General features: G+C 69.1%; 18 protein-coding genes. 6 read left to right on the plus strand and 12 right to left on the minus strand.

What is annotated here, in order from left to right:
* Positions 1-85: 85 nt before the first annotated feature.
* Entirely contained in the window at positions 86-394 is a 309-nt protein-coding gene (locus M3M27_RS03435) for a DUF3247 family protein (RefSeq protein ID WP_140727300.1), read from the plus strand.
* A gap of 207 nt (positions 395-601) precedes the next feature.
* A complete protein-coding gene (locus M3M27_RS03440) occupies positions 602-1939 on the plus strand; it encodes a PQQ-dependent sugar dehydrogenase (protein WP_434027160.1) in 1338 nt (445 codons plus the stop codon).
* A gap of 171 nt (positions 1940-2110) precedes the next feature.
* Here M3M27_RS03440 and M3M27_RS03445 read toward each other — a convergent pair whose 3' ends face one another.
* The 7 genes from M3M27_RS03445 to M3M27_RS03475 form a co-directional block, all read right to left on the minus strand.
* Complete coding sequence (locus tag M3M27_RS03445) at positions 2111-2386, minus strand: hypothetical protein (RefSeq protein WP_140727296.1); 276 nt, start codon at positions 2384-2386, stop codon at positions 2111-2113.
* A gap of 103 nt (positions 2387-2489) precedes the next feature.
* Positions 2490-2963 carry an HIT family protein gene (locus M3M27_RS03450; RefSeq protein WP_434027161.1) on the minus strand — a complete coding sequence of 158 codons (474 nt, stop codon included), beginning with the start codon at positions 2961-2963 and terminating at the stop codon, positions 2490-2492.
* Positions 2960-4573 (minus strand): amino acid adenylation domain-containing protein, encoded by a 1614-nt coding sequence (locus M3M27_RS03455; RefSeq protein WP_434027162.1) that lies wholly within the window; start codon positions 4571-4573, stop codon positions 2960-2962. The genes M3M27_RS03450 and M3M27_RS03455 overlap by 4 nt, the downstream gene beginning before the upstream one ends.
* A gap of 14 nt (positions 4574-4587) precedes the next feature.
* Positions 4588-6630 (minus strand): alpha/beta fold hydrolase, encoded by a 2043-nt coding sequence (locus M3M27_RS03460; protein ID WP_434027163.1) that lies wholly within the window; start codon positions 6628-6630, stop codon positions 4588-4590.
* Positions 6631-6750: 120 nt separating this feature from the next.
* Complete coding sequence (locus tag M3M27_RS03465) at positions 6751-6996, minus strand: hypothetical protein (RefSeq protein WP_434027164.1); 246 nt, start codon at positions 6994-6996, stop codon at positions 6751-6753.
* Positions 6993-7913, minus strand: coding sequence for a diiron oxygenase (locus M3M27_RS03470; RefSeq protein WP_434027165.1), 921 nt, complete (start codon positions 7911-7913; stop codon positions 6993-6995). The genes M3M27_RS03465 and M3M27_RS03470 overlap by 4 nt, the downstream gene beginning before the upstream one ends.
* A 318-nt stretch (positions 7914-8231) precedes the next feature.
* Positions 8232-9911, minus strand: coding sequence for a long-chain fatty acid--CoA ligase (locus M3M27_RS03475; RefSeq protein ID WP_434027166.1), 1680 nt, complete (start codon positions 9909-9911; stop codon positions 8232-8234).
* Between the two features lie 577 nt (positions 9912-10488).
* Here M3M27_RS03475 and M3M27_RS03480 point away from each other — a divergent pair.
* The 3 genes from M3M27_RS03480 to M3M27_RS03490 are packed head-to-tail and all read left to right on the plus strand — an operon-like array spanning position 10489 to position 12934.
* Complete coding sequence (locus M3M27_RS03480) at positions 10489-11550, plus strand: class I SAM-dependent methyltransferase (RefSeq protein WP_434027167.1); 1062 nt, start codon at positions 10489-10491, stop codon at positions 11548-11550.
* Positions 11547-12257, plus strand: a complete 711-nt coding sequence (locus M3M27_RS03485; RefSeq protein WP_434027168.1) for a pseudouridine synthase — start codon at positions 11547-11549, stop codon at positions 12255-12257. Before M3M27_RS03480 ends, M3M27_RS03485 begins: the two co-directional genes overlap by 4 nt.
* Positions 12254-12934: an HAD family hydrolase gene (locus M3M27_RS03490; RefSeq protein WP_140727278.1), complete on the plus strand. Its 681-nt coding sequence runs from the start codon at positions 12254-12256 to the stop codon at positions 12932-12934. The genes M3M27_RS03485 and M3M27_RS03490 overlap by 4 nt, the downstream gene beginning before the upstream one ends.
* Before the next feature lie 410 nt (positions 12935-13344).
* Here M3M27_RS03490 and M3M27_RS03495 read toward each other — a convergent pair whose 3' ends face one another.
* The 4 genes from M3M27_RS03495 to M3M27_RS03510 all read right to left on the minus strand — a co-directional run bounded on the left by M3M27_RS03495 (position 13345) and on the right by M3M27_RS03510 (position 17847).
* Positions 13345-15693 (minus strand): TonB-dependent receptor, encoded by a 2349-nt coding sequence (locus M3M27_RS03495; protein WP_434027169.1) that lies wholly within the window; start codon positions 15691-15693, stop codon positions 13345-13347.
* A 176-nt stretch (positions 15694-15869) separates the two neighbouring features.
* Positions 15870-16676, minus strand: coding sequence for an SDR family oxidoreductase (locus M3M27_RS03500; protein WP_434027170.1), 807 nt, complete (start codon positions 16674-16676; stop codon positions 15870-15872).
* Between the two features lie 119 nt (positions 16677-16795).
* Positions 16796-17353 (minus strand): DUF1415 domain-containing protein, encoded by a 558-nt coding sequence (locus M3M27_RS03505; protein ID WP_140727272.1) that lies wholly within the window; start codon positions 17351-17353, stop codon positions 16796-16798.
* Between the two features lie 8 nt (positions 17354-17361).
* Positions 17362-17847 carry a YajQ family cyclic di-GMP-binding protein gene (locus tag M3M27_RS03510; RefSeq protein WP_140727270.1) on the minus strand — a complete coding sequence of 162 codons (486 nt, stop codon included), beginning with the start codon at positions 17845-17847 and terminating at the stop codon, positions 17362-17364.
* Positions 17848-17986: 139 nt separating this feature from the next.
* Here M3M27_RS03510 and M3M27_RS03515 point away from each other — a divergent pair, with 139 nt between their 5' ends.
* Positions 17987-18883, plus strand: a complete 897-nt coding sequence (locus M3M27_RS03515) for a DMT family transporter (protein WP_434027171.1) — start codon at positions 17987-17989, stop codon at positions 18881-18883.
* A 19-nt stretch (positions 18884-18902) separates the two neighbouring features.
* On the opposite strand, the gene M3M27_RS03520 is transcribed toward M3M27_RS03515, so the two are convergent.
* Positions 18903-19418 carry a DUF3592 domain-containing protein gene (locus M3M27_RS03520; protein WP_177497886.1) on the minus strand — a complete coding sequence of 172 codons (516 nt, stop codon included), beginning with the start codon at positions 19416-19418 and terminating at the stop codon, positions 18903-18905.
* Between the last annotated feature and the right edge of the window lie 154 nt (positions 19419-19572).

Genomic DNA, 19572 nt, shown 5'->3' on the forward strand with positions numbered 1-19572 from the left:
GTTCACGGGCGCGCCTCTACGGTGCGACGGTCGAAGGCAGCAAGCGGACCGCATCGGGTCCGCAGGCCCGTCCAGGAGTCTCGCCATGAGCCGATATGCCCCCCACGTCTACACCGACCAGCGCCAGATCGCGATGATGGAGCAGTGGATGAAGCAGCTCGACGACGAGGCCCGGGTGGTGGTCACGCTCGACGACGGCACGCGCATCGCCGGCACGGTGGCGGTGCGCCCCACCGTGCAGAGCTACCTCGACGAGAACGAGCGGGAAGGCATGAACGGGGAACTGCGCCTGGACGCGCTGGACGCCAGCCAGCGGCCGCGCTGGATCTGGCTCGACCGCATCGTCGATGTCGCGCCGTTCCCGCTGGGGCACGATCCGCAGGTGATGCCGTGAGCGCGCGCACGCTTTGACGGGGCGTTTACGCTTGGGCGCGGCGCTGCCGGCATCATGCGGCGGGCAGGCGGATGTCGGCCTGGAGCGTGTGATGGTCTTCGGGATGAGATACGGTGGTCGCCCGCGGCACGGGCTCCGCGCCTGGGCACGCCCATGGCCGCTCCGCACCATTCCGCAATCCACACGACGCTGTAGGGGCAAAAACCGATGAAGTCCGTTGCGTTCGGCGCCACGCGCCACCTGCTCGCTTTGCTCGCTGCCGGCGGGCTCGCCGGGTGCGGCGATACCGCCAAGTACCCGGTGGAACAAGGCATCGGGCCCGACCCGGTGCTGCCGGAACCGGTCAAGCGGTTGATTCCGACCGTCAAGGTGGCGCCGGTGAAAGGCTGGGCCGACGGTGCCGCGCCGGTGCCGGCCGAGGACCTGCAGGTCAACGCCTTCGCGCGCGACCTGGACCATCCCCGCTGGCTGTACGTCCTGCCCAATGGCGACGTGCTGGTCGCCGAGACCAATGCGCCCGCGCGCCCGGACAAGGAGCCGTCGCTGAAGGATCGCATCGCCGGCGCGGTGATGAAGAAGGCCGGTGCGCGCACGCCCAGCGCCGAGCGCATCACGCTGCTGCGCGATGCCGACGGCGACGGCGTCGCCGAGACCCGCACGCAGTTCCTGACCGGGCTGTATTCGCCGTTCGGCATGGCCCTGGTCGGCGACCGGTTCTACGTCGCCAACGCCGATGCGCTGGTGCGCTTTCCCTACAAGGACGGCGACACGCACATTTCCGCGCAACCGGAGTTCGTCGCCAACCTGCCCGGCGGGATCAACCACCACTGGACCAAGTCGCTGGTGGCCAGCGCGGACGGCAAGCAGCTGTACGTGGGCGTGGGTTCCAACAGCAACATCGGCGAGAACGGCATGGACGCGGAACTGAACCGCGCCGCGATCCTGCAGGTGGACACCGACGACGGCGGCATCCGCGTCTATGCCAGCGGCCTGCGCAATCCGGTCGGCATGGCGTGGGAACCGTCCACGCAACGGCTCTGGACGGTGGTCAACGAGCGCGACGAGATCGGCAGCGACCTGGTGCCGGACTATCTCACCTCGGTGCGCGAGGGCGGGTTCTACGGCTGGCCCTACAGCTACTACGGGCAACACGTGGACGAGCGGGTGCAGCCGCAGGACCCGGAAAAGGTGGCCCAGGCGATCAAGCCCGACTATGCCCTGGGCGCGCACACCGCCTCGCTCGGCCTGAGTTTCTCCGGGAGCGCGCTGCTGCCGGCGCGTTTCCGCAACGGCGCCTTCATCGGCCAGCACGGTTCGTGGAACCGCAATCCGCCGAGCGGCTACAAGGTGATCTTCGTGCCGTTCGTGGACGGCAAGCCGCAGGGCATGCCGATCACGGTGCTGGATGGTTTCCTCGACGACGAGGGCGGCGCGCAGGGCCGGCCGGTCGGGGTGACGCTGGACAAGCGCGGCGCGCTGCTGGTGGCCGACGACGTGGGCAACGTGATCTGGCGGGTGACGCCCAAGCGGGCCGGAACGCCGTGATCCAGCCGCATCGGCCGGGCTGCGGCGGGAACCCGATGAGGGATCCGGGCGGCCCCGATGTCCCGCGCGAGGACTTCGGTCCCGATCGCGTGCAAAGGCGTTGCGTCCGTCCGCCACGCGGCCGACGACAGTCGTACCGGTAGCCCCGGTCGTTCGTCGGCGCGCGGTGGGCTACGACTGCCTCAACGCATCCGGCGATTCGGGCGTGGCCTCGAAGCGGCGCGCGTAGCCGCGCTCCTCGGCGATCCGCGCGATGTCCTCGTCGGGCATTTCCGGCGCGCCGTAGACGGCGTAGGCGATGCTGCCGTCCTCGCGCGTGCCGATCTGGTGCAGCCGATAGCGCGGGCGGCCGCTGCCGGTGTTGGCGGGGTAGTGCAGGGGCGGCGGCGCATCGTCCATGTCCATTTCGCTGTTGTCCACGACACCGCCGACGAACAGGGCTCGCATGATGTTCTCCGCAACGGACGAGTGCCCAGCCTAGGCAGGGCCGCATTCGCCGCAGGTCAAGGACGCGTACATAAATCCGCAAACGTGACCGGGCCCCCGGTCGTCACGGCGCGCGGTCGGCGCGGACGTGCACGGCGAGGGCGCTGGCGATCGCGTCGAGCTTGCCCCGGGCGGTCTTCGCCCCGAACAGGCCGAAGGTACGCGCGAGCAGCCGCAGGCCGAAGCCGGCGGTGTCGCCATGGCGGCGCGGGATGCAGTGCAGGTGGAGGTGCGGGATGTGCTGGTTCGCGGCGATGCCGTCGTTGAGCAGCAGGTTGCCGCCGCCGGCGGCGTAACCGCTGGCTTCCTGCGCGCCGAGCACGCGCTCGGCGAGCGCGAACAGCGTCTGGCGTGCGGCCAGGTCCAGTTCCGCGATCCTGCCGACGTGCCGCTTCGGGATGACCAGCGCGTGGCCTTCGCGGATCGGATGGATGTCCATGACCACCAGCCAGTCCGGGTCCTCGTGGACCACGCTCGCCGGCAGCCTGCCGCTGGCGATGCCGCAGAAGATGCACCGTGTCGCCGCCTGTCCGTTCATTCCACCCTCGCCTTGTCCGTGCTCCGATGCGTGCGCGCCGCCGGCGGTTTCGCCTGGAGGCGCGCGGCCAGGGCGGCGTAGTCGGTCTTGCCGTTGCTGTTGAGCGGGAGCGCGTCCAGCGCGTGGATCTCCGAAGGCACCATGTAGGCGGGCAGGCGCAGCTTCATCGCGGAGAAGGCCTCGCGCACGTCGAGTTGCGCGCGGACCACGAACGCCGCGATGCCGCTGGCGGCCTCCCCCGGATGGGCGAAGACCGGAACCACGGCCACCTGCGCCGGATGTTCCGGGGTGGAACAGGCCTCGCGCAAGTGCGCCTCGACTTCCTGCAGCTCGATGCGGTAGCCGCGCAGCTTGATCTGGCGGTCCGCCCGGCCGCAGAAGAGCGCGGTGCCGTCGGCCTCGATCCTGGCAAGGTCGCCGGTGCGGTACCAACGCGTCGCCTGCAGCCCGGCAAAGCGCGCCTCCACGAAGCGGGCCGCGGTCTGCTCCGGATCGCCCCAGTAGCCACGGGCCAGCTGCGCGCCGCCGAGCCAGAGTTCGCCGGTCTCCCCCGGTTCGCAGCGGCTGCCGTCGCCGCGCGTCGTCACGATCTCCATGCCGGCCAGGGGCGTGCCGATGGGCACCACGGTGCGTTCGCCGTCCTGCACGCCCACGCGGTGCGCAGTGCAGGCGATGGTGGCTTCGGTGGGGCCGTACAGGTTCTCGCAGCGGGCATGGGGGGCGGCCGCCAGCCAGGTCCTGGCCAACGGCCCGGGAAGCGCTTCGCCGCAGAACAGGGCGAGCTTCAGCGTGGGCAGCGCGCCGGCGTCCAGCAGCCGGTAGCGTTGCAGCGTGGCGGCCAGGGACGGTACCGAGAACCAGACGGTCAGGCGATGCTCGTTGACGAAGCCGGTCGGCATCATCAGCACGGACCGGGGAATGCTGTACAGGCACGCGCCCGCCGCCCAGGTGACGAACATGTCGTGCAGCGAGAGATCGAAGGTGGGCTCGAAGAACTGGGTGCAGCGCTGCCGTTCGTCGAGCTGCGGGTAGCGCGCGAGCACGGCCTCGACATAGGCGCACAGCGCCGCGTGGCCGACCGCCACGCCCTTCGGCTGGCCGGTGCTGCCGGAAGTGAACAGCACGTAGGCGATGTCGGCGTCCGCGACCGGGAGTTCCGACGCGGCGGGGGCGCTTGCCGCGAAGGGAAGCGGCGGCGGCGGGGAAACCTCGTCGAGGTCCGACTCCGGCGACATCACCACGACCGGGAAGGCGAGTCTGGCGAGCAGGCCGGGCAGGTGCTTGCGGCCGGGTTCGTCGCAGACCAGCACCGCCGGCCGGGTCCGCTCCAGGATGTTGGCCATGCGCGCCTCGGGGAAGCTGGCGCCGAGCGGGACGTGGATCTTGCCGGCGAGCATGCAGGCGAGCGGCGCGCAGTAGGCGGTGAGGCTGCGCTCGCCCAGGGTCGCGCAGACGGGGCCCTCGATGGCGCGCAGGCGCGCGGCGAGCTTCTGCGCGTGCGCCTGCAACGCGCGGTAGGTATGGGTCGTCCCGTCGACCCACAGCGCCGGCCGGTCGGGATGGCGGGCAGCGGAGCGCAGGAAGTAGTCGGCGGCGTGGAGCGTGTGCATGGAGGCTTACCTGGTCAGGCGGCGTATTGCCGGTCGGGCGCGAGATGCTGGCGCACGAGTTCCGCCACGCGCTGGTCGTAGTAATGGCTGAAGTGGTCGCCCTCCGCGTCCTGGTGCAGGCGGCCCTGGCGCAGGCCGTCGCACAGCGCCCGGCCCACGTCGGGATGGGTGACCGCGTCGCGGTCGCCGACGTAGACCAGGACCGGTTGGGTCACGTCGCGGGTCCAGGCATCCGGCCGTTCGGCGAACAGGGTGCGCATCATGTTGGCGTAGCGGTACAGCGACTCGGGCGTGCGGAACGGCAGGCTGGTCATGTACAGCAGGTAGGGATCGGTGCTGGTCAGGATGCCGCTCAGCATCCGGCTGTCGCCGGCATCGGAGGAGGCCGCGCCGTAGATGAGCTCGCAATACTTCTCCGCCATGCGGTAGTTGCCTGCGATCTTGTCGAACAGCGAGCGGATCCCGGTCTCGAAGCGGGTCACGCGGACCGTCTCCGAGGGCGGGATCGACACGCCGGGATTGAGCAGCAGCCCGGCACGGATGCGGTCGGGGAAGGCGGCCATCGCGCGCAGCGCGACTTGCGCGCCGCTGCTCCAGCCGACCACGCTGGCCGACTTCAGCGCCAGGGCGTCCTGGATGTCGATCATGTCCCGGGCATGCGCGAGCGAGCTGCAATCGCCCGGGTCGAACGGCTGCCCGGCATCGGGAACCCAGCGGCACTCCCAGGTCACCACGTGGAAGTGCCGGTGCAGGCGCTGCGCGAGCGGCAGCATGAACTCGGCCGGCATGCCATAGGCATTGGCGATGAGCAGCGGCGGCAGCCTGGGGCTGCCGTAGGAGAACACCTTCAGCGTGGCGCCGTCGCGGGCCGACACGGTCTGCGGGCGGAAGCCCACGCTGCCGACTTCCTCCTGCTGCAGTTCCTGCAGGAACGATGCCAGGTAGCGGTCGACGTCGTTCCAGTCGAGCTGCGGCTGGGGCGGCGCCTTGCGCGCGAACCGCTTCTCGCCCTTGTAGTAGCCGGCATAGAACCGCGTGCGCTCGTCGAACAGGTCCTGCAGCGGACTGCCCTGCTGGCTGCGCTCGGAAACGAAGGCCAGGCGGTCGGCGCCGGTCTTGCGATCGACCATGGCGATCAGCCCGGCCATGCTGACGCCTTCCGGGTTGCACAGGTGGAAGAAGCGCTGGTCGCCGAACCCTTCCGCGGACAGCCGGAGCATGTCGTACACGCATTCGTCGACCGGCGTCAGGTTCACGGTGGCGCGGGCGCTGCCGAGCAGTTCCAGCGGCTGCTTCAGTTTCGCGAGCGTTTCGCGGAGCCGGTAGACCTCCTTGGTGAACCCGTACACGCCGAACCGGGTGGTGCCGCTGTGATGGCTCGCGCGCGGCCCCATCACCACCGACGGGCGCAGGATCCGGTAGCTCAGCCGGTGGGCCTCGCAGAAGTCGACCACGCGGTTCTCGGCCAGGTTCTTGCTCTCCTCGTAGGCGTTGTTGTACTCGCGATCCGGGGCATGGCGCGCTTCCTCGATCACCCCCTGGGTCGCCCCGACGCTGTAGGCGGTGGAGATGTGCACGAACTCCGCCGGTCCGCCGTCGCGCGGATGGACCTTGCGGAAAAGCTCGAGCATGTTGGCGGTGCCGCCGATGTTCTGGTCGAAGATCTCGCGGCGGTGCCGGTCCTCGAACTTCAGGCTGGCCGCGCAATGCCAGAAATCGCGCACGCCGGCCGCCTGCAGCCGCGCCAGCGCGTCCGCGTCCAGCCCGCAGTCGGGCAGGGTGATGTCGCCGGTCACCACCCGCAGCCGGGTATCGAGCAGCTCCCGGGGCAGGGGCCTGGGGTACGAGGCGGCGCACTCGGCGAGATGGTCGTAGAGCCGCGCGCGCGCCTGGGCTTCCGACTCGCCGCGGACCAGGGCATGGACGATGCCCGGCCACTCGATCCTGCGCAGCAGGAAGTGGCCGCCGAGGAAGCCGGTCGCGCCCGTCACCAGGATCGCAGGCACCGCATGGGCGGGAACGAAGGGGCTGGGGTCTCTCACTTCGGGGCGCTGCATGGGAACTCCTTGTAGGTCGGCGCGATGGGTACTGCGGAAAACCTCCTCGCGCGGCCCCTTCATGGGACCGGCGTCCACGCTCTCCTCCCCAGCGCGCCTCCTCGGCGCGCGTTGCGCCCGTCAGGCACCGGCGAGGAAGTTGTCGCGCACGCGGGCGAGCGTGGACGTCCTCGGGATCAGGTCGGGCGTGACCGGGATCTCGCGGTCGATCAGCTCCTCGATGATCAGGATGTATTCCACGAAGTTGATCGAGTCGAGCAGCTTGCGCTCGAACAGATCGGTGTCGTCGTCGATGCGGGCGATGTCCGGATGCTTCTCGAGCAGCCACTCGCGCAGGGTCTCGATCCCCGATGCCTGGATGTTCAAGCGGGACTCCCTTCCAGTCTGATGCCGATCTCGCCCATGAACTTCAACGGGCGCCTCAGCAGGGCCGATGCGTGGTGCTCGCGCCGCGCCGGGTGCGCGAGCAGCTTGCGGCGCAGCGCCACGCCGCCTTCGATGCCGCTGTCGCGGTACATCGCCGGCTGGTACAGCGCCTCGATCGAGACCTGCACGAACCGTTGCAGGTGGGCGACGGCGGCCTCGCGTTCCCCGGGCGTGCTCGCGGAGAAGGCGATGTCCTTCGCCTGGGCCAGGATCGCGCGGCCGAACGTGATGTGGCGTGCCTCGTCGGCATGGTGGACCTGGTGGATCAGGCGGACGAAGGGCGAAACGCGCTCGTCGCCGCCGGCGACGACGTTGTAGTAGCCGCCGATCTCCTCGAACAGGAAGATGCGCGCGAACAGCAGGAAGAACTCCATCTGCATGCCGAAGCGCTCGTCGGCCAGGCCGACCTTCTTGCTGGAGTAGATCTTGCCGCCGTAACGGCGGCAGAACTCGCCGAAGAACCACAGGTGCTTGTTTTCCTCGTCGATGAAGTGGTGGATGTAGGCCTCGATGTTGGGCAGGTCGGGCGCGTAGAGCTGCGCGGAGAGCCGGTTGATCAGCTCGCGCTCGCCTTCCACGTTGAGGCTGAAGGCGTTGACGCACTCCCACTTCGAAAGACGCTTGAGCTGCGCTTCGGGCAGGCTGTCCATGTACTCCGTGCCATGCACGCTCAGCAATTCCGGGGACAGCCACCACTCGTCGTCCGGGATGGATTCGGGCCAGTCGATCTGCGAGAACGAATTGACGTGGCGCTCGCGGGAGAGCTGGACCAGCTTCTGCATCCGCGAGGCGAACACCGGGTCGTCGTCGATCCGCGTCAACGTGCCGGTGGAAGCGAGATTGGCTTGCGGAAGCATCCTGGCTCCTGTTCTGCGATGCAGGCTTGCAGCCTGTCGTGGAATTCCTTGCACGAGGCGCGATGCGCCGCGTCTGCCGCGGGGCCTAGCATACTTGGGGCAGCCGCGCGATCAAGCGGGCATGCGATGCGGTGGCGCGCTTTGGAGTCTTCACGCGGAAGCGCGCGGCGCAAATGGCGCGCCTGGCTGGCGTACGTGCTTCGTTTTCGTGATGGACAGCGCTTTTGGCGGGTGCGTTGCTTCAAGCTCTTCATCGCCGCTTGCGCGGCGACGAAGATATTTCAGCATCGAACCATCGTCGCCTGAATTCGCGCGGGTTCACTGCGCCGCGGCTTCGGCGCGCAATTCGCGGCGCAGGATCTTGCCCACATTGCTCTTGGGCAGCTCGGTGCGGAACTCCACGTACTTGGGCTGCTTGTATCCGGTCAGGTTGGCGCGCGCATGCGCTTTGACCTGCTCCTCGGTGAGGTGGGGATCCTTCCTGACGATCACGACCTTGACCGCCTCGCCGGACTTCTCGTCGGGCACGCCGAACGCTGCCACTTCCAGCACGCCGGGCATCAGGGCGATGACGTCCTCGACCTCGTTCGGATACACGTTGAAGCCCGAGACCAGGATCATGTCCTTCTTGCGGTCGACGATGTAGAAGAAGCCGTCGCCGTCCATGCGCGCCATGTCGCCGGTATGCAGCCAGCCCTGCTCGTCGATGATCCTGGCGGTCTCGGCCGGCTGCTGCCAGTAGCCCTTCATCACCTGGGGGCCGCGGATGCACAGCTCGCCGATCTCGTCCGTGCCCAGCACGTTGCCGTTGTCGTCCATCACGCAGGCCTCGGTGGACGGCACCGGCAAACCGATCGAGCCGTTGTACTCGGCGATGTCCATCGGGTTGATGCAGGCCGCCGGCGAGGTCTCGGTCAGGCCGTAGGCCTCGACGAGGGTGCAGCCGGTGACCTTCTTCCAGCGCTCGGCCACCGCGCGCTGCACGGCGGTGCCGCCGCCGAGCGAGAGCTTGAAGTTGGAGAAGTCGAGCTGGTCGAAGCCGGGCGTGTTAAGCAAGCCGTTGAACAGCGTGTTCACGCCGGTGATCGCGGTGAAGGGCACCTTGCCGAGTTCCTTCACGAACCCGGGCATGTCGCGCGGATTGGTGATCAGGTGGTTGCGCCCGCCGAACTTCATGAAGACCAGGCAGTTCGCCGTCAGCGCGAAGATGTGGTACAGCGGCAGCGCGGTGACGATGACTTCCTCGCCCATGCGGGCATTGGTCCCGATCCAGGCGGAGGCCTGCTGCATGTTGGCCACGAGGTTGCGGTGGGTGAGCATCGCCCCCTTGGACACGCCGGTGGTGCCGCCGGTGTACTGCAGGAAGGCGATGTCGCCCGAAGCGATGTCCACGTTCGGCAGCGGATGCCTGTCGCCCAGCGCCAGCGCCTCGCGGAAGCGGATCGCGCCCGGCAGGCGGTAGTCCGGCACCATCTTCTTCACATGCTTGAGCACGAAGTTGACGATGCTGCCCTTGGGGAACGGCAGCATGTCGCCCAGGCCGGTGGTGATCGCCTGCTTCACCTGGGTCTCGGCGATCACGTCCTGCACGGTCTTGCCGAAGTTGTCCAGGGCCAGGATGGCGCTGGCGCCGGAGTCGACGAGCTGGTGCTTCAGTTCGCGGGCGGTGTACATCGGGTTGGTGTTGACCACGGTCAGGCCGGCACGCAGGGCGCCGAACAGCGCGATCGGGTACTGCAGGCAGTTGGGCATCATGATCGCGAGGCGATCGCCCTTCTTGAGTTTCAGTTCGCCGGCGAGGTAGGCCGCGAACTGCCTGCTGTAGGCGTCGACCTCGGCGTAGGTGATGGAACGTCCCATGTGGGAGAACGCGGGACGGTCGCGGTATTTTTCGAGGGAGGATTGCAGGACAGATACGATGGACGGGTATTCGTCGGGGTCGATCTTGTGCGGCACGCCGGCGGGATAACTCTTCAACCACGGTTGCTCGAGAATCATTCTGTCCCCCTCCATGTAGTCGTGTTGCGGCTTATGGATTGCAGCTTCGTGCTGCGATCCGATTGGAGCATAGGGATTTGAAGCGTCGCAAGGCGATTTCGTGCTGCGCGGCAGCAGGCGGGCTGTTTTTTTCGCGTTTCCGCGATGCGTGCGCGGTGATATTGATGATGGGTTCCTTCATTAGTGGAGGAATTCGATGCCGGTGTCGTTTCTCCAGGACAAGGATTGCGGCTGCGCTGCGGACCAGAGATTCGTGGATGGAACCCGCGGATGAACATGTGGGAGGGACTTCAGTCCCGACGGGTTTTTCCCGGTGCGGTTTGAGTCGATTGTGTTTGCCTAGAGCAAAAGCTTTCGCCCTTTCGGGCGAGTCACTTTTCCTTGCTCGTGCACGCACGCCGCAGGAGAGGTCGGCGCGCCGCTGCGCGAGGAGGTGTTATCCAGGGCAAGATCAGGAGCAACAGCGACAGCAAAGACAAAACCAAGGAGGGCGCTGGCTCGGGGCAGATAGTGGGCCGGACAGCGGCCTTCGTCCGCAATCGATAGAATGTGCGGCTCCCCGTTGTCGTCGCCCGCAATGCCCGCCACGCAAGACGCTCCGCTCGAAACCCTGTTCCTGCCGTTCGCGCAAGGCGCATTGCGCTGGCCGGCCGGGCGCGTGCTGTTCCTGCGCGCGCGCGAGGGCTGGCCGCTGCGCCAGCATGCCGCCGCCGAGGGGCTGTTGTGCGAGCAGAGTTTCCGGCCGTTCGCCGATGCGCTGGAGCGGGGCGGTTGGACGGTGCTCGACGAGGCCGCGGTCGAGTCGGCCGGGGCGCGTTATCCGCTGGTGCTGGTGCTGCCGCCGCGGCAGCGCGACGAGGCGCGGGCGCTGTTCGCGCGGGCCGTGTCGTTGGCGGCGCCGGGTGGCGTCGTGCTGGCCTGCCAGGCCAACGATGAGGGCGCCAAGTCCGGCGAGAGCGACCTGCAGCAGTTGGCGGGCCTCGGCGGCAAGCTGACCAAGAACCATTGCCGCGTCTACTGGACCGCACCGCTGCAGGGGCGACATGACGGCGACCTGCTGGCGCGCTGGCTGGCGCTGGACGCGCCGCGCCCGATCCTCGATGGGCGGTTCAGCAGTCGCCCGGGCGTGTTCGCCTGGGATCGCATCGATGCGGCCTCGGCGCTGCTGGCCGGGCAGTTCCCGCCCGATCTGGCCGGACACGGCGCCGACCTGGGCGCCGGCTACGGGTACCTGTCCAGCGAGCTGCTGCGGCGCTGCCCGCAGGTGCGGGCGCTGGATCTCTACGAGGCCGAGGCGCGCGCGCTGGCCTTGGCGCGGACCAACCTGCGTTCGTTCGAGGACGAGGTGCGGCTCGGCTACCACTGGCACGACGTCACCGCCGGGTTGAGCGGGAGCTTCGATTTCATCGTCAGCAATCCGCCGTTCCACGCGCCGTCGCGCGAGGAGAGGCCGGACATCGGCCGGCGCTTCATCGAGGTGGCGGCCCGCGCGCTTCGGCCGGGTGGCCGGTTGCTGCTCGTCGCCAACCGGCACCTGCCCTACGAGCAGGTGCTGGGCGCGCAGTTCGACGCGGTGCAGGTGCTCGCCGAACGCGACGGTTTCAAGGCGATCGCCGCGGTGCGCGGGGCGCGCGCATGAAGCTGGTCAAGCACATCGCCAACCTCGGCTACGGCAGCCGCAGGCAGGTGCAGCAGATGTTCCGCGAGGGCCTGTTCACCGACGCGCAGGGCGAGGTGCTGTACGCCGACGACCAGGTGCCGCACGAGGCGATCCGCTTCGACGGCGAGGCGCTGGACCCGCCGCCGGGCTTCGCGCTGATGCTGCACAAGCCGGTCGGCTACACCTGCTCGACCAAGGACAGCGGCCGGCTGGTCTACGACCTGCTGCCGCCGCGCTTCCGGCTGCGCTCGCCGCTGATCTCGCCGGTCGGGCGGCTCGATCGCGACACCAGCGGCCTGCTGCTGATGACCGACGACGGCGCGCTGCTGCACCGGATCGTCTCGCCCAAGTCGAGGCTCGGCAAGGTGTACGAGGCAGAGCTGGCGCAGGACCTGCGCGGCGACGAGGCGGAGCTGTTCGCCAGCGGCACGTTGATGCTCGAGTCGGAAACCAAGCCGCTGCTGCCGGCGGAGCTGGAAGCGCTCGATGCCCGCCGCGCCCGCCTGACCCTGCACGAGGGGCGCTACCACCAGGTGCGGCGGATGTTCGCCGCCACCGGCAACCGCGTCGTCGCGCTGCACCGCAGCCGCATCGGCGGGCTGGGGCTGGGCGGCCTGCCCGAGGGACAATGGCGCGCGCTGGCGCAGGCCGATCTCGACGCGTTGTTCGCAGGAGAATCCACATGAACGCGGTTTTGCCGCTGCCGTCGTTGCCGAGGGCGGTGATCTTCGACATGGACGGGCTGATGCTCGATAGCGAGCGGGCGATCATCGAATGCCTGGCGCAGGCGAGCACGCTGCTGGGCGAGGACATCGCGCCAGACTACTGGCTCGGCATGGTCGGCAAGGGCGATGCGGCGTGCCGGGCGATGCTGGCCGAACGGATCGGGGAGGTGCGCGCCGATGCGCTGCTCGGCCGCGCCCGCGAGCTGTACGGCGATGTCGTCGAGCAGGGCATTCCGCACCGGCCGGGCATCATCGCGCTGCTGGAATGGCTGGCGGCGAACGGCATCCCGCGCGCAGTGGGCACCTCGACCCAGCGGCCGCTGGCGCTGCGCAAGCTCGAAGCGGCCGACCTGCTGTGGCGCTTCGACGCGGTCGCGACCAGCAGCGACGTGGAGCACGCCAAGCCGGCGCCGGACATCTACCTGCTGGCCGCGCGCAAGCTGGGCATCGCGCCCGAGCACTGCCTGGTGCTGGAGGATTCCCCGACCGGCGTGCAGGCCGCGCTGGCGGCGGGCATGACGCCGATCCAGATTCCCGACCTGGTGGCGCCCGACGAGGCGGTGCTGGCCTTGGGGCATCGCATCGTGGCATCGCTGGACGAGGCGCAGCGGTTGCTGGAGGAATGCCGGTCTGGATGAGGCCGGGACTCGGGTTTCGGGACTGGGGACTCGGCAAGGCGACAAGCCTGCTTCGATCGAGCGCTGTTTGTAGGAGAGGCTTCAGCCTCGACGGGCTTTACCTGAGAAGCCGGGACCCGGGACCGGGACCCGGAAAAGCAACAAGCCCGCTTCGGATCGAGTGCAGGTATGGGAGGGACTTCAGTCCCGACAGGCCTTGCCGGCCTTCTGTCGGGGCTGAAGCCCCTCCCACAAAAGAGCAAGAATCGGCGCAAAAAGCCTAAAAAAACACTTGGCAGGCAATCGAGGCCGAAGCTCCTGTTTTGGAGTCCCGAGTCCCGAGTCCCGAGTCCCGAGTCCCGAGTCCCGCACGTCCAAATACGAAGGGCCGGCTGCAGGCAGCCGGCCCTTCGTGAATCACCGCCCGCGGATCACGGCCAGTTGAGGTTGAACGACACGCCGACGATGCGCGGTTCGTTGTACACCGCGGCCATGTAGTTCTCGATCACGCCCTTGAGGTTCTTCTCGTTGGTGATGTTGCGCGCGAACGCGGCCACTTCCCAGGCGCCGTAGCCGCCGGTGTAGCCCACGCGCAGGCCGCCCTCGAAGCTGCCCTTGGCGTTGAACTCGGTGCTGTCGTACAGGACGAAGCTGGTGTAGCCCTGCTTGTTCCAGTCGGTGGCGACGAAGTACGAACCGCCGTCGTCGACCGGGATGTCGTAGCGGGCGCTCAGGTTGAGGTTGTACTTGGGCGCGTTCGGCAGCGGGTTGCCGTCGATCTGGGCGAAGGTGTTGGCGCCGACCTTGATCGTCGGGTCGTCGACCGTGCACACCACCACGCCGTTGAGGCCGCAGACCTGGGCGTACACGCGCTTGTCCTTGATCTCGCTGTGCAGCAGGCTCAGGCCGGCGCTGATCGCCAGGTTCGGCACCGGGCGCCAGTCGAGGTCGGCCTCCAGGCCGTAGGCCTTGGCCTTGTCGGCGTTGAACAGCACGCCGTTGCCGTTGGAGTCGTTGCCGTTGAGCTGGATGTCGTCGACCGTGTAGGTGAACGCGGTGGCGTTCAGGCGCAGGCGGTTGTCGAACAGGCTGCTCTTGATGCCCGCTTCCCACGACAGGATGGTTTCCGAGTCGGCGGTGGTGAAGTCGGCGTTGAACACCGCCGAGCGGCCCTGGATGGTCGGGCCGCGGAAGCCGCGGGCGACGCGCGCGTAGGCGCCGAACTCGGGGGTGAACTGGTACATCGCGCTCAGGTCCCAGCTCGGCTGGGTGTCGGCCATCTTCACGTCGCGGCGGCCGGTATAGGTGACGGTGCCGTCGGCGCGGTCGGCGGTCTTCAGCAGGCGCGTTTCCTTGGAGTCGCGGGTCTGGCGGACGCCGGCGGTCAGGGTCAGCTGGTCGGTGGCCTTCCAGCTGACCTGGCCGAACCCGGCCCAGGAAGTGTTGCTGTTGCGCAGGCGCACCCAGTTGTTCGGGTTGCGCGCGGCGCCTTCCAGGAAATAGGCGCGCTGGTAGAAATCGGTGGTGTCGCGGCCGTCGAACCAGAACGCGCCGACCTGCCAGGACAGCGGATCGGTCTCGTCGCTGGCCAGGCGCAGTTCCTGGGTGTACTGGTCGAGGTCGCGGATCTGGCCCATCGACTGGCCGTAGCCGTTCGGCACGCCGTTGACCGGGTAGTCGGCCGCGGCGCCGCCGTCGGTATCGCCGCGGCTGTAGCCGGAGGTGGTCTCGTAGGCGCTGATCGAGGTCAGCGAGACGTTGCCGAAGTCGTAGACCGCCTTGATCGAGCCGCCGTGGGTCTTGTAGGCCTGCGGGTTGTCGTGGGCTTCGTCGTAGGCGACCTTGTCGCGTGGCACGTCGACCTTGTTGGAGCCCTTCGTGAGCGCGCCGCGCAGGAACAGGGTGGAGGTGCCGTCGTAGTCGCGGGTGTGCGCCGAGGCCAGGATCGAGAACTCGTCGCTGGGCTTGAGCAGCAACTGCAGGCGCGCGTTGCGGTCGTCGTAGCCGCCCATCGCGTCCTTCTTGGGCGTGACCGTGCCGTCGGCGCTGGGGCCGCGGTAGGTGTTGTCGACCCAGTCGTCGCGGTGCTGGTACAGCGCCGAGACGCGGAACGAGAGCACGTCGTTGATCGGGCCGCCGAAACCGCCGTCGAGCGAGACGGTGTTGTAGCTGCCGTAGCTGGCGCTGACCCGGCCGGCGTACTCGTCGCTGGGCTTGATCGAGTCGAACTTGACGATGCCGGCGGTGGTGTTGCGGCCGAAGAGCGTGCCCTGCGGGCCGCGCAGCACTTCGACCTGGTCCAGGTCGTAGACCGGGTTGGACTTCAGCACGACGTGCTCGAGCACCACGTCGTCCTGGATGATCGAGACCGGCTGCGAGGCGCCGAGGTAGAAGTCGATGTTGCCCAGGCCGCGGATGTAGAAGCGCGGGAAGATGCGGCCGGTGGTCGTCTCGGCATAGAAGCTGGGCACGCGGCCGGACAGCGCCAGCAGGGTGTCGTCGCCGCCGGCGGTGATGTTGCGCATCGCCTCGCCCTGCATCACGCCGACCGAGACCGGGACCTCCTGCAGGTTCTGCTCGCGGCGCTCGGCGGTGACGGTGATCTGGTCGAGCGAGGTGGCCGTGTCGGCACCGCGCGGGGCGGCGTCCTGCGCCGAGGCGGCGGCCGAGGCCAGCAGCAGGCCGGCGCAGGCGCAGGCGAGCGCGTTGCGGCGCAGGGCCGGGCGAACGGGGGCGGCAGCGCCATGCGGCGCCGGGAGAACGGAGGGGTGCAACGGCATGGATCGGGTCCTTTGGTGCGCTGGCTGGGTTCCTTCCGGCCCTGCGCAAGGCCGGCGACCGCGCGGTGTCTTTCCGCGCCGCGGCACTGTATGTCGAAACCTTTGCGAAATGTTGACGGAATTTGAACGAATGGCCGCGCGCGCCATCCGATGGCGCGGAACGGCAACCGGCAGGCTCAGGCGTACTGCATCTTGCGGGTCATCCCGCCGTCGACGACGAAGTCCTGGCCGGTGACGAACCCGGACAGCCCGGGCGAGAGCAGGTATACCGCCAGCTGGGCGATGTCCGGCGGTGCGCCGACCCGCCCGGCCGGGTGCTGGGCATGGTCGCGGCGCGACAGCTTCGGCGTGCGCCGCCGCGCGGGGGCCTGCCAGTCGTCGGTGGCGATCCAGCCCGGCGCGATCGCGTTGACCCGCACCGCAGGTCCTTCGCTCAGGGCGAGCGCGTGGGTGAAGGCGAGCAGGCCGCCCTTGGCCGCGGCATAGGGCTCGCTGTGCGGCTCGGACTGGTAGGCGCGGGTCGAGAGGATATTGACGATCGCGCCGCTGCCCTCGGCTTCGCGCAGCGCGGGCAGGGCGTGCTTGCTGCACAGGAACGCGCCGTGCAGCGACGACAGCCGGCGCTGCCATTCGCTCCAGTCCAGCGCGTCCAGCGGCGGCACGTGCGGGTCGGCGATGCCGGCGTTGTTGACCAGCCCGTCGATGCGCCCGAACCGGGCCAGCGCGGCCGCGGCGAAGCGCGCGGCGCTGCGTTCGCTGGCCACGTCCAGCCTGGCGAACGCGCACCGCCCGGGCAGGTTCCACTCGCGCAGGCAGGCCTTGCCGGCTTCCGCGTCGAGGTCGCCGATCAGCACGCGGCCGCCGGCGCCGAGCACGGCCTGGGCGATGCCGCGGCCGATGCCCTGGGCGCCGCCGGTGACCAGGATCACCCGGTCCTGCAGCGGGGCGGCGGGCCAGGCGGATATGAGGGGCGTCAGTGACATGGGATTCCTCCGAACGGCAAGAGAGGCAGGCACGGAATGGCTGGCGGAACAACCCTGCAGGAGCGGCTGAGGCCGCTCCCGCGAAAGCCCCTTCTACGCACGACCGGGCGGGGCGGAATTCAGCGGAACAGCTTCTCCCAGCCCTCATGGCCGAGCTTGTCCAGCGTTTCGAGGTTGCGCTCCACGATCACGTCCGGGTCGGGGAACGCGGCGACGGCGCGCTCGACGCTGTCCTCGCGCAGCAGGTGCAGGGTCGGCCACGGCGAGCGGTTGGTGTAGTTGCCGATGTCGTCCGGCGCGGCGCCGGCGAACTGGTAGTCGGGGTGGAAGCTGGCCACCTGAAGCACGCCCTGCAGGTCCAGCGCCTCGACCGCCGCGTCGGCGTTGTCGAGGAAGTCGTTGTAGTCGAGGAAATCGCCCAGCACGTCCGGATGCACGATCAGCGTGGTGTCGATCCGCTCGGCCGGGGTATCGCGCAGCAGCACCAGTTCCTCGGCCAGCTGCTCCAGCAGCGCCTCGGGCGTGGTGGCGTCGCTGAGCACCAGCCGCACCTGGTCCTTGACGTAGACCGCCTTGGCGAACGGGCACAGGTTCAGGCCGATCACCGCGCGCTCGATCCAGCGGCGGGTATCGCCCAGGTAGTCGGGCCTGGCGGCGGGAGCGTCGTCGTGCTGCATCGCCCGCCTCAGTCGCGGAAGTTGTCGAACTGCAGCGGCACCTCGAACTCGGCCTTGCGCAGCAGGGCGATCGTCTCCTGCAGGTCGTCGCGCTTCTTGCCGGTGACGCGCAGCTTGTCGCCGTTGATCTGGCTGTCGACCTTGAGCTTGGCCTCCTTGATCCTGGCGGCGATCTGCTTGGCGACCTTCTGCTCGATGCCCTGCTTGACGGTGATCTTCTGGCGCGCGCCGGCGAGGTTGGTCTCCACGTCGCCGAATTCCAGGCAGCGGAAGTCGATGCCGCGCGCGCCCAGGCGCTGGCGCAGGATGTCGGTCATCTGCTTGAGCTGGAAGTCGCTCGGCGCCGACTGGGTGATCAGCTTGTCGTCCTCGAGCACGAACTTCGCGTCCACGCCCTTGAAGTCGAAGCGGGTGGACAGCTCGCGGTTGGCCTGGTCCACGGCGTTGGTCAGCTCGTGCTTGTCGACCTCGGAGACGATATCGAAGGAAGGCATGGCGTATTCCCGGGAAAAACGACGTCCAGTTTAGAACCGGGCGGCCGCCGTGGCGACCTGGGGCACCGCGCCGGCGCCCTGCGCACGCGTCCGGCCGGCGATGCGGTGCCTTCGCGGCCGTCGCCGGCGATAATGAGGCATGCCCAACACTCGTTCCCCTGTCCGCGCGGTCGCGTGGATGCTGGCCGCGGTCGCCAGTTTCTCGCTGATGGACGCCGCGATGAAGCTGCTGTCCGCGCATTACCCGCCGTTGCAGGTGACCATGCTGCGGGGCGGTGCCTCGCTGCCGTTCGTGCTGGCCTGGGTGCTGGCCAGCGCCGGCGTGCGCTCGATGGTGCCGGTGCGCTGGGGCCTGCACCTGCTGCGCGGCGCGCTCGGCATGGCGATGATCGGCTGCTTCGTGTACGGGCTGAAGCGCATGCCGCTGTCCACCGCCTACACGATCTACTTCGTCTCGCCGCTGCTGGTGGCGGCGCTTTCGGTGCCGTTGCTGGGCGAGCGGGTGGGGCCGCGGCGCTGGACCGCGATCGCCATCGGCCTGGTCGGCGTGATCGTGGTGCTGCGGCCGGGCGTCGACGGCATCATCTCGTTGCCCGGGCTGATGGTGCTGCTGGCGGCGGTGTCGTACGCGGTGGCCTCGGTCACGGTCAGCCTGCTCACCCGCACCGACACCTCGCAGTCGATGGTGGTGTGGTTCCTGCTGATCATGACGGTCGGCGCGGCGGTCCTGGCGATCCCGGTCTGGGTGCCGCTGCAGCCGGCGCATGCCGCGCTGATCGCCGGCATGGGCCTGGCCGGCGCGCTGGGCCAGGTCGCGCTGACCCGGGCGTTCCAGTCGGGCGAAGCCTCGATGGTGGCGCCGCTGGAGTACACCGGCCTGGTCTGGGTGATCGGCTGGGACTGGCTGCTGTGGCGCGTGCTGCCGGACCGGGCGACCTGGATCGGCGCGGCGATCATCGTCGCCAGCGGGCTTTACCTGCTGCGGCGCGAGCGGGTGCGGAAGGTGAAGCCGCTGCCGCCCCTGGACCATCCGTAGGCCGCCGGTCCGACGGAGCTCAGCGGCCGTCCGGCTTCCGTTGACGGCGGCCGCGGCGCGACGGCCGGCGTTTCGCGGACATCGCCTGCGCGGCCAGCCACAGGCCTAGCGCCGTGCACAGCAGGCCCAGCCCGCCCCAGATCAGTGGCGTGCCCCAGGTACCGACGAATCCGCCGACGATCGCCTGCTCCGGCGCGTCCGGGCGGTAGTAGACCTTGACCTCGGCACCGACCGCGGGCGATCGCTGCGTCGAGCAGGCCTCGCCGACGAACTGGACCGGCTGGCCGCGCGCGGTTTCGAACGCCACCTGCGGGCAGTAGTACTTGACGAGGCCGTCCTCTCGGGTGTTCAGCCAGCGCTCGCGCAGGGCGACGACCTTGCCGGTGGTGCGCAGGGCATCGTCCAGCGAGGCATAACGGCCCTTCACGATCAGCGCGGTCACCACCAGCACCGCCAGCCCCAGCGCCAACGGCGTGGCCCACAGCCAATGCGGGCTGATCTCGTAGTCCTTGCCGTCCGGTCCTGGCGCGCTCACGGTCCTGCCCCCTGGTCTGCCGGCCGTCACCCTAGCAGCCGGACCGGGGCGCCGTAACGAAGCCGCCGCCGGGCACGGTCCCGCGACGGGGCCGCGACCCTGGCCTGGCGGGGCGCCTGAGAACCAATGGGAATAAGATTCCACCTTTCGAAGC

The sequence above is a fragment of the Xanthomonas boreopolis genome (genome assembly GCF_046529185.1).
In the GTDB taxonomy this organism is placed as follows: Bacteria; Pseudomonadota; Gammaproteobacteria; order Xanthomonadales; family Xanthomonadaceae; genus Pseudomonas_S; species Pseudomonas_S boreopolis.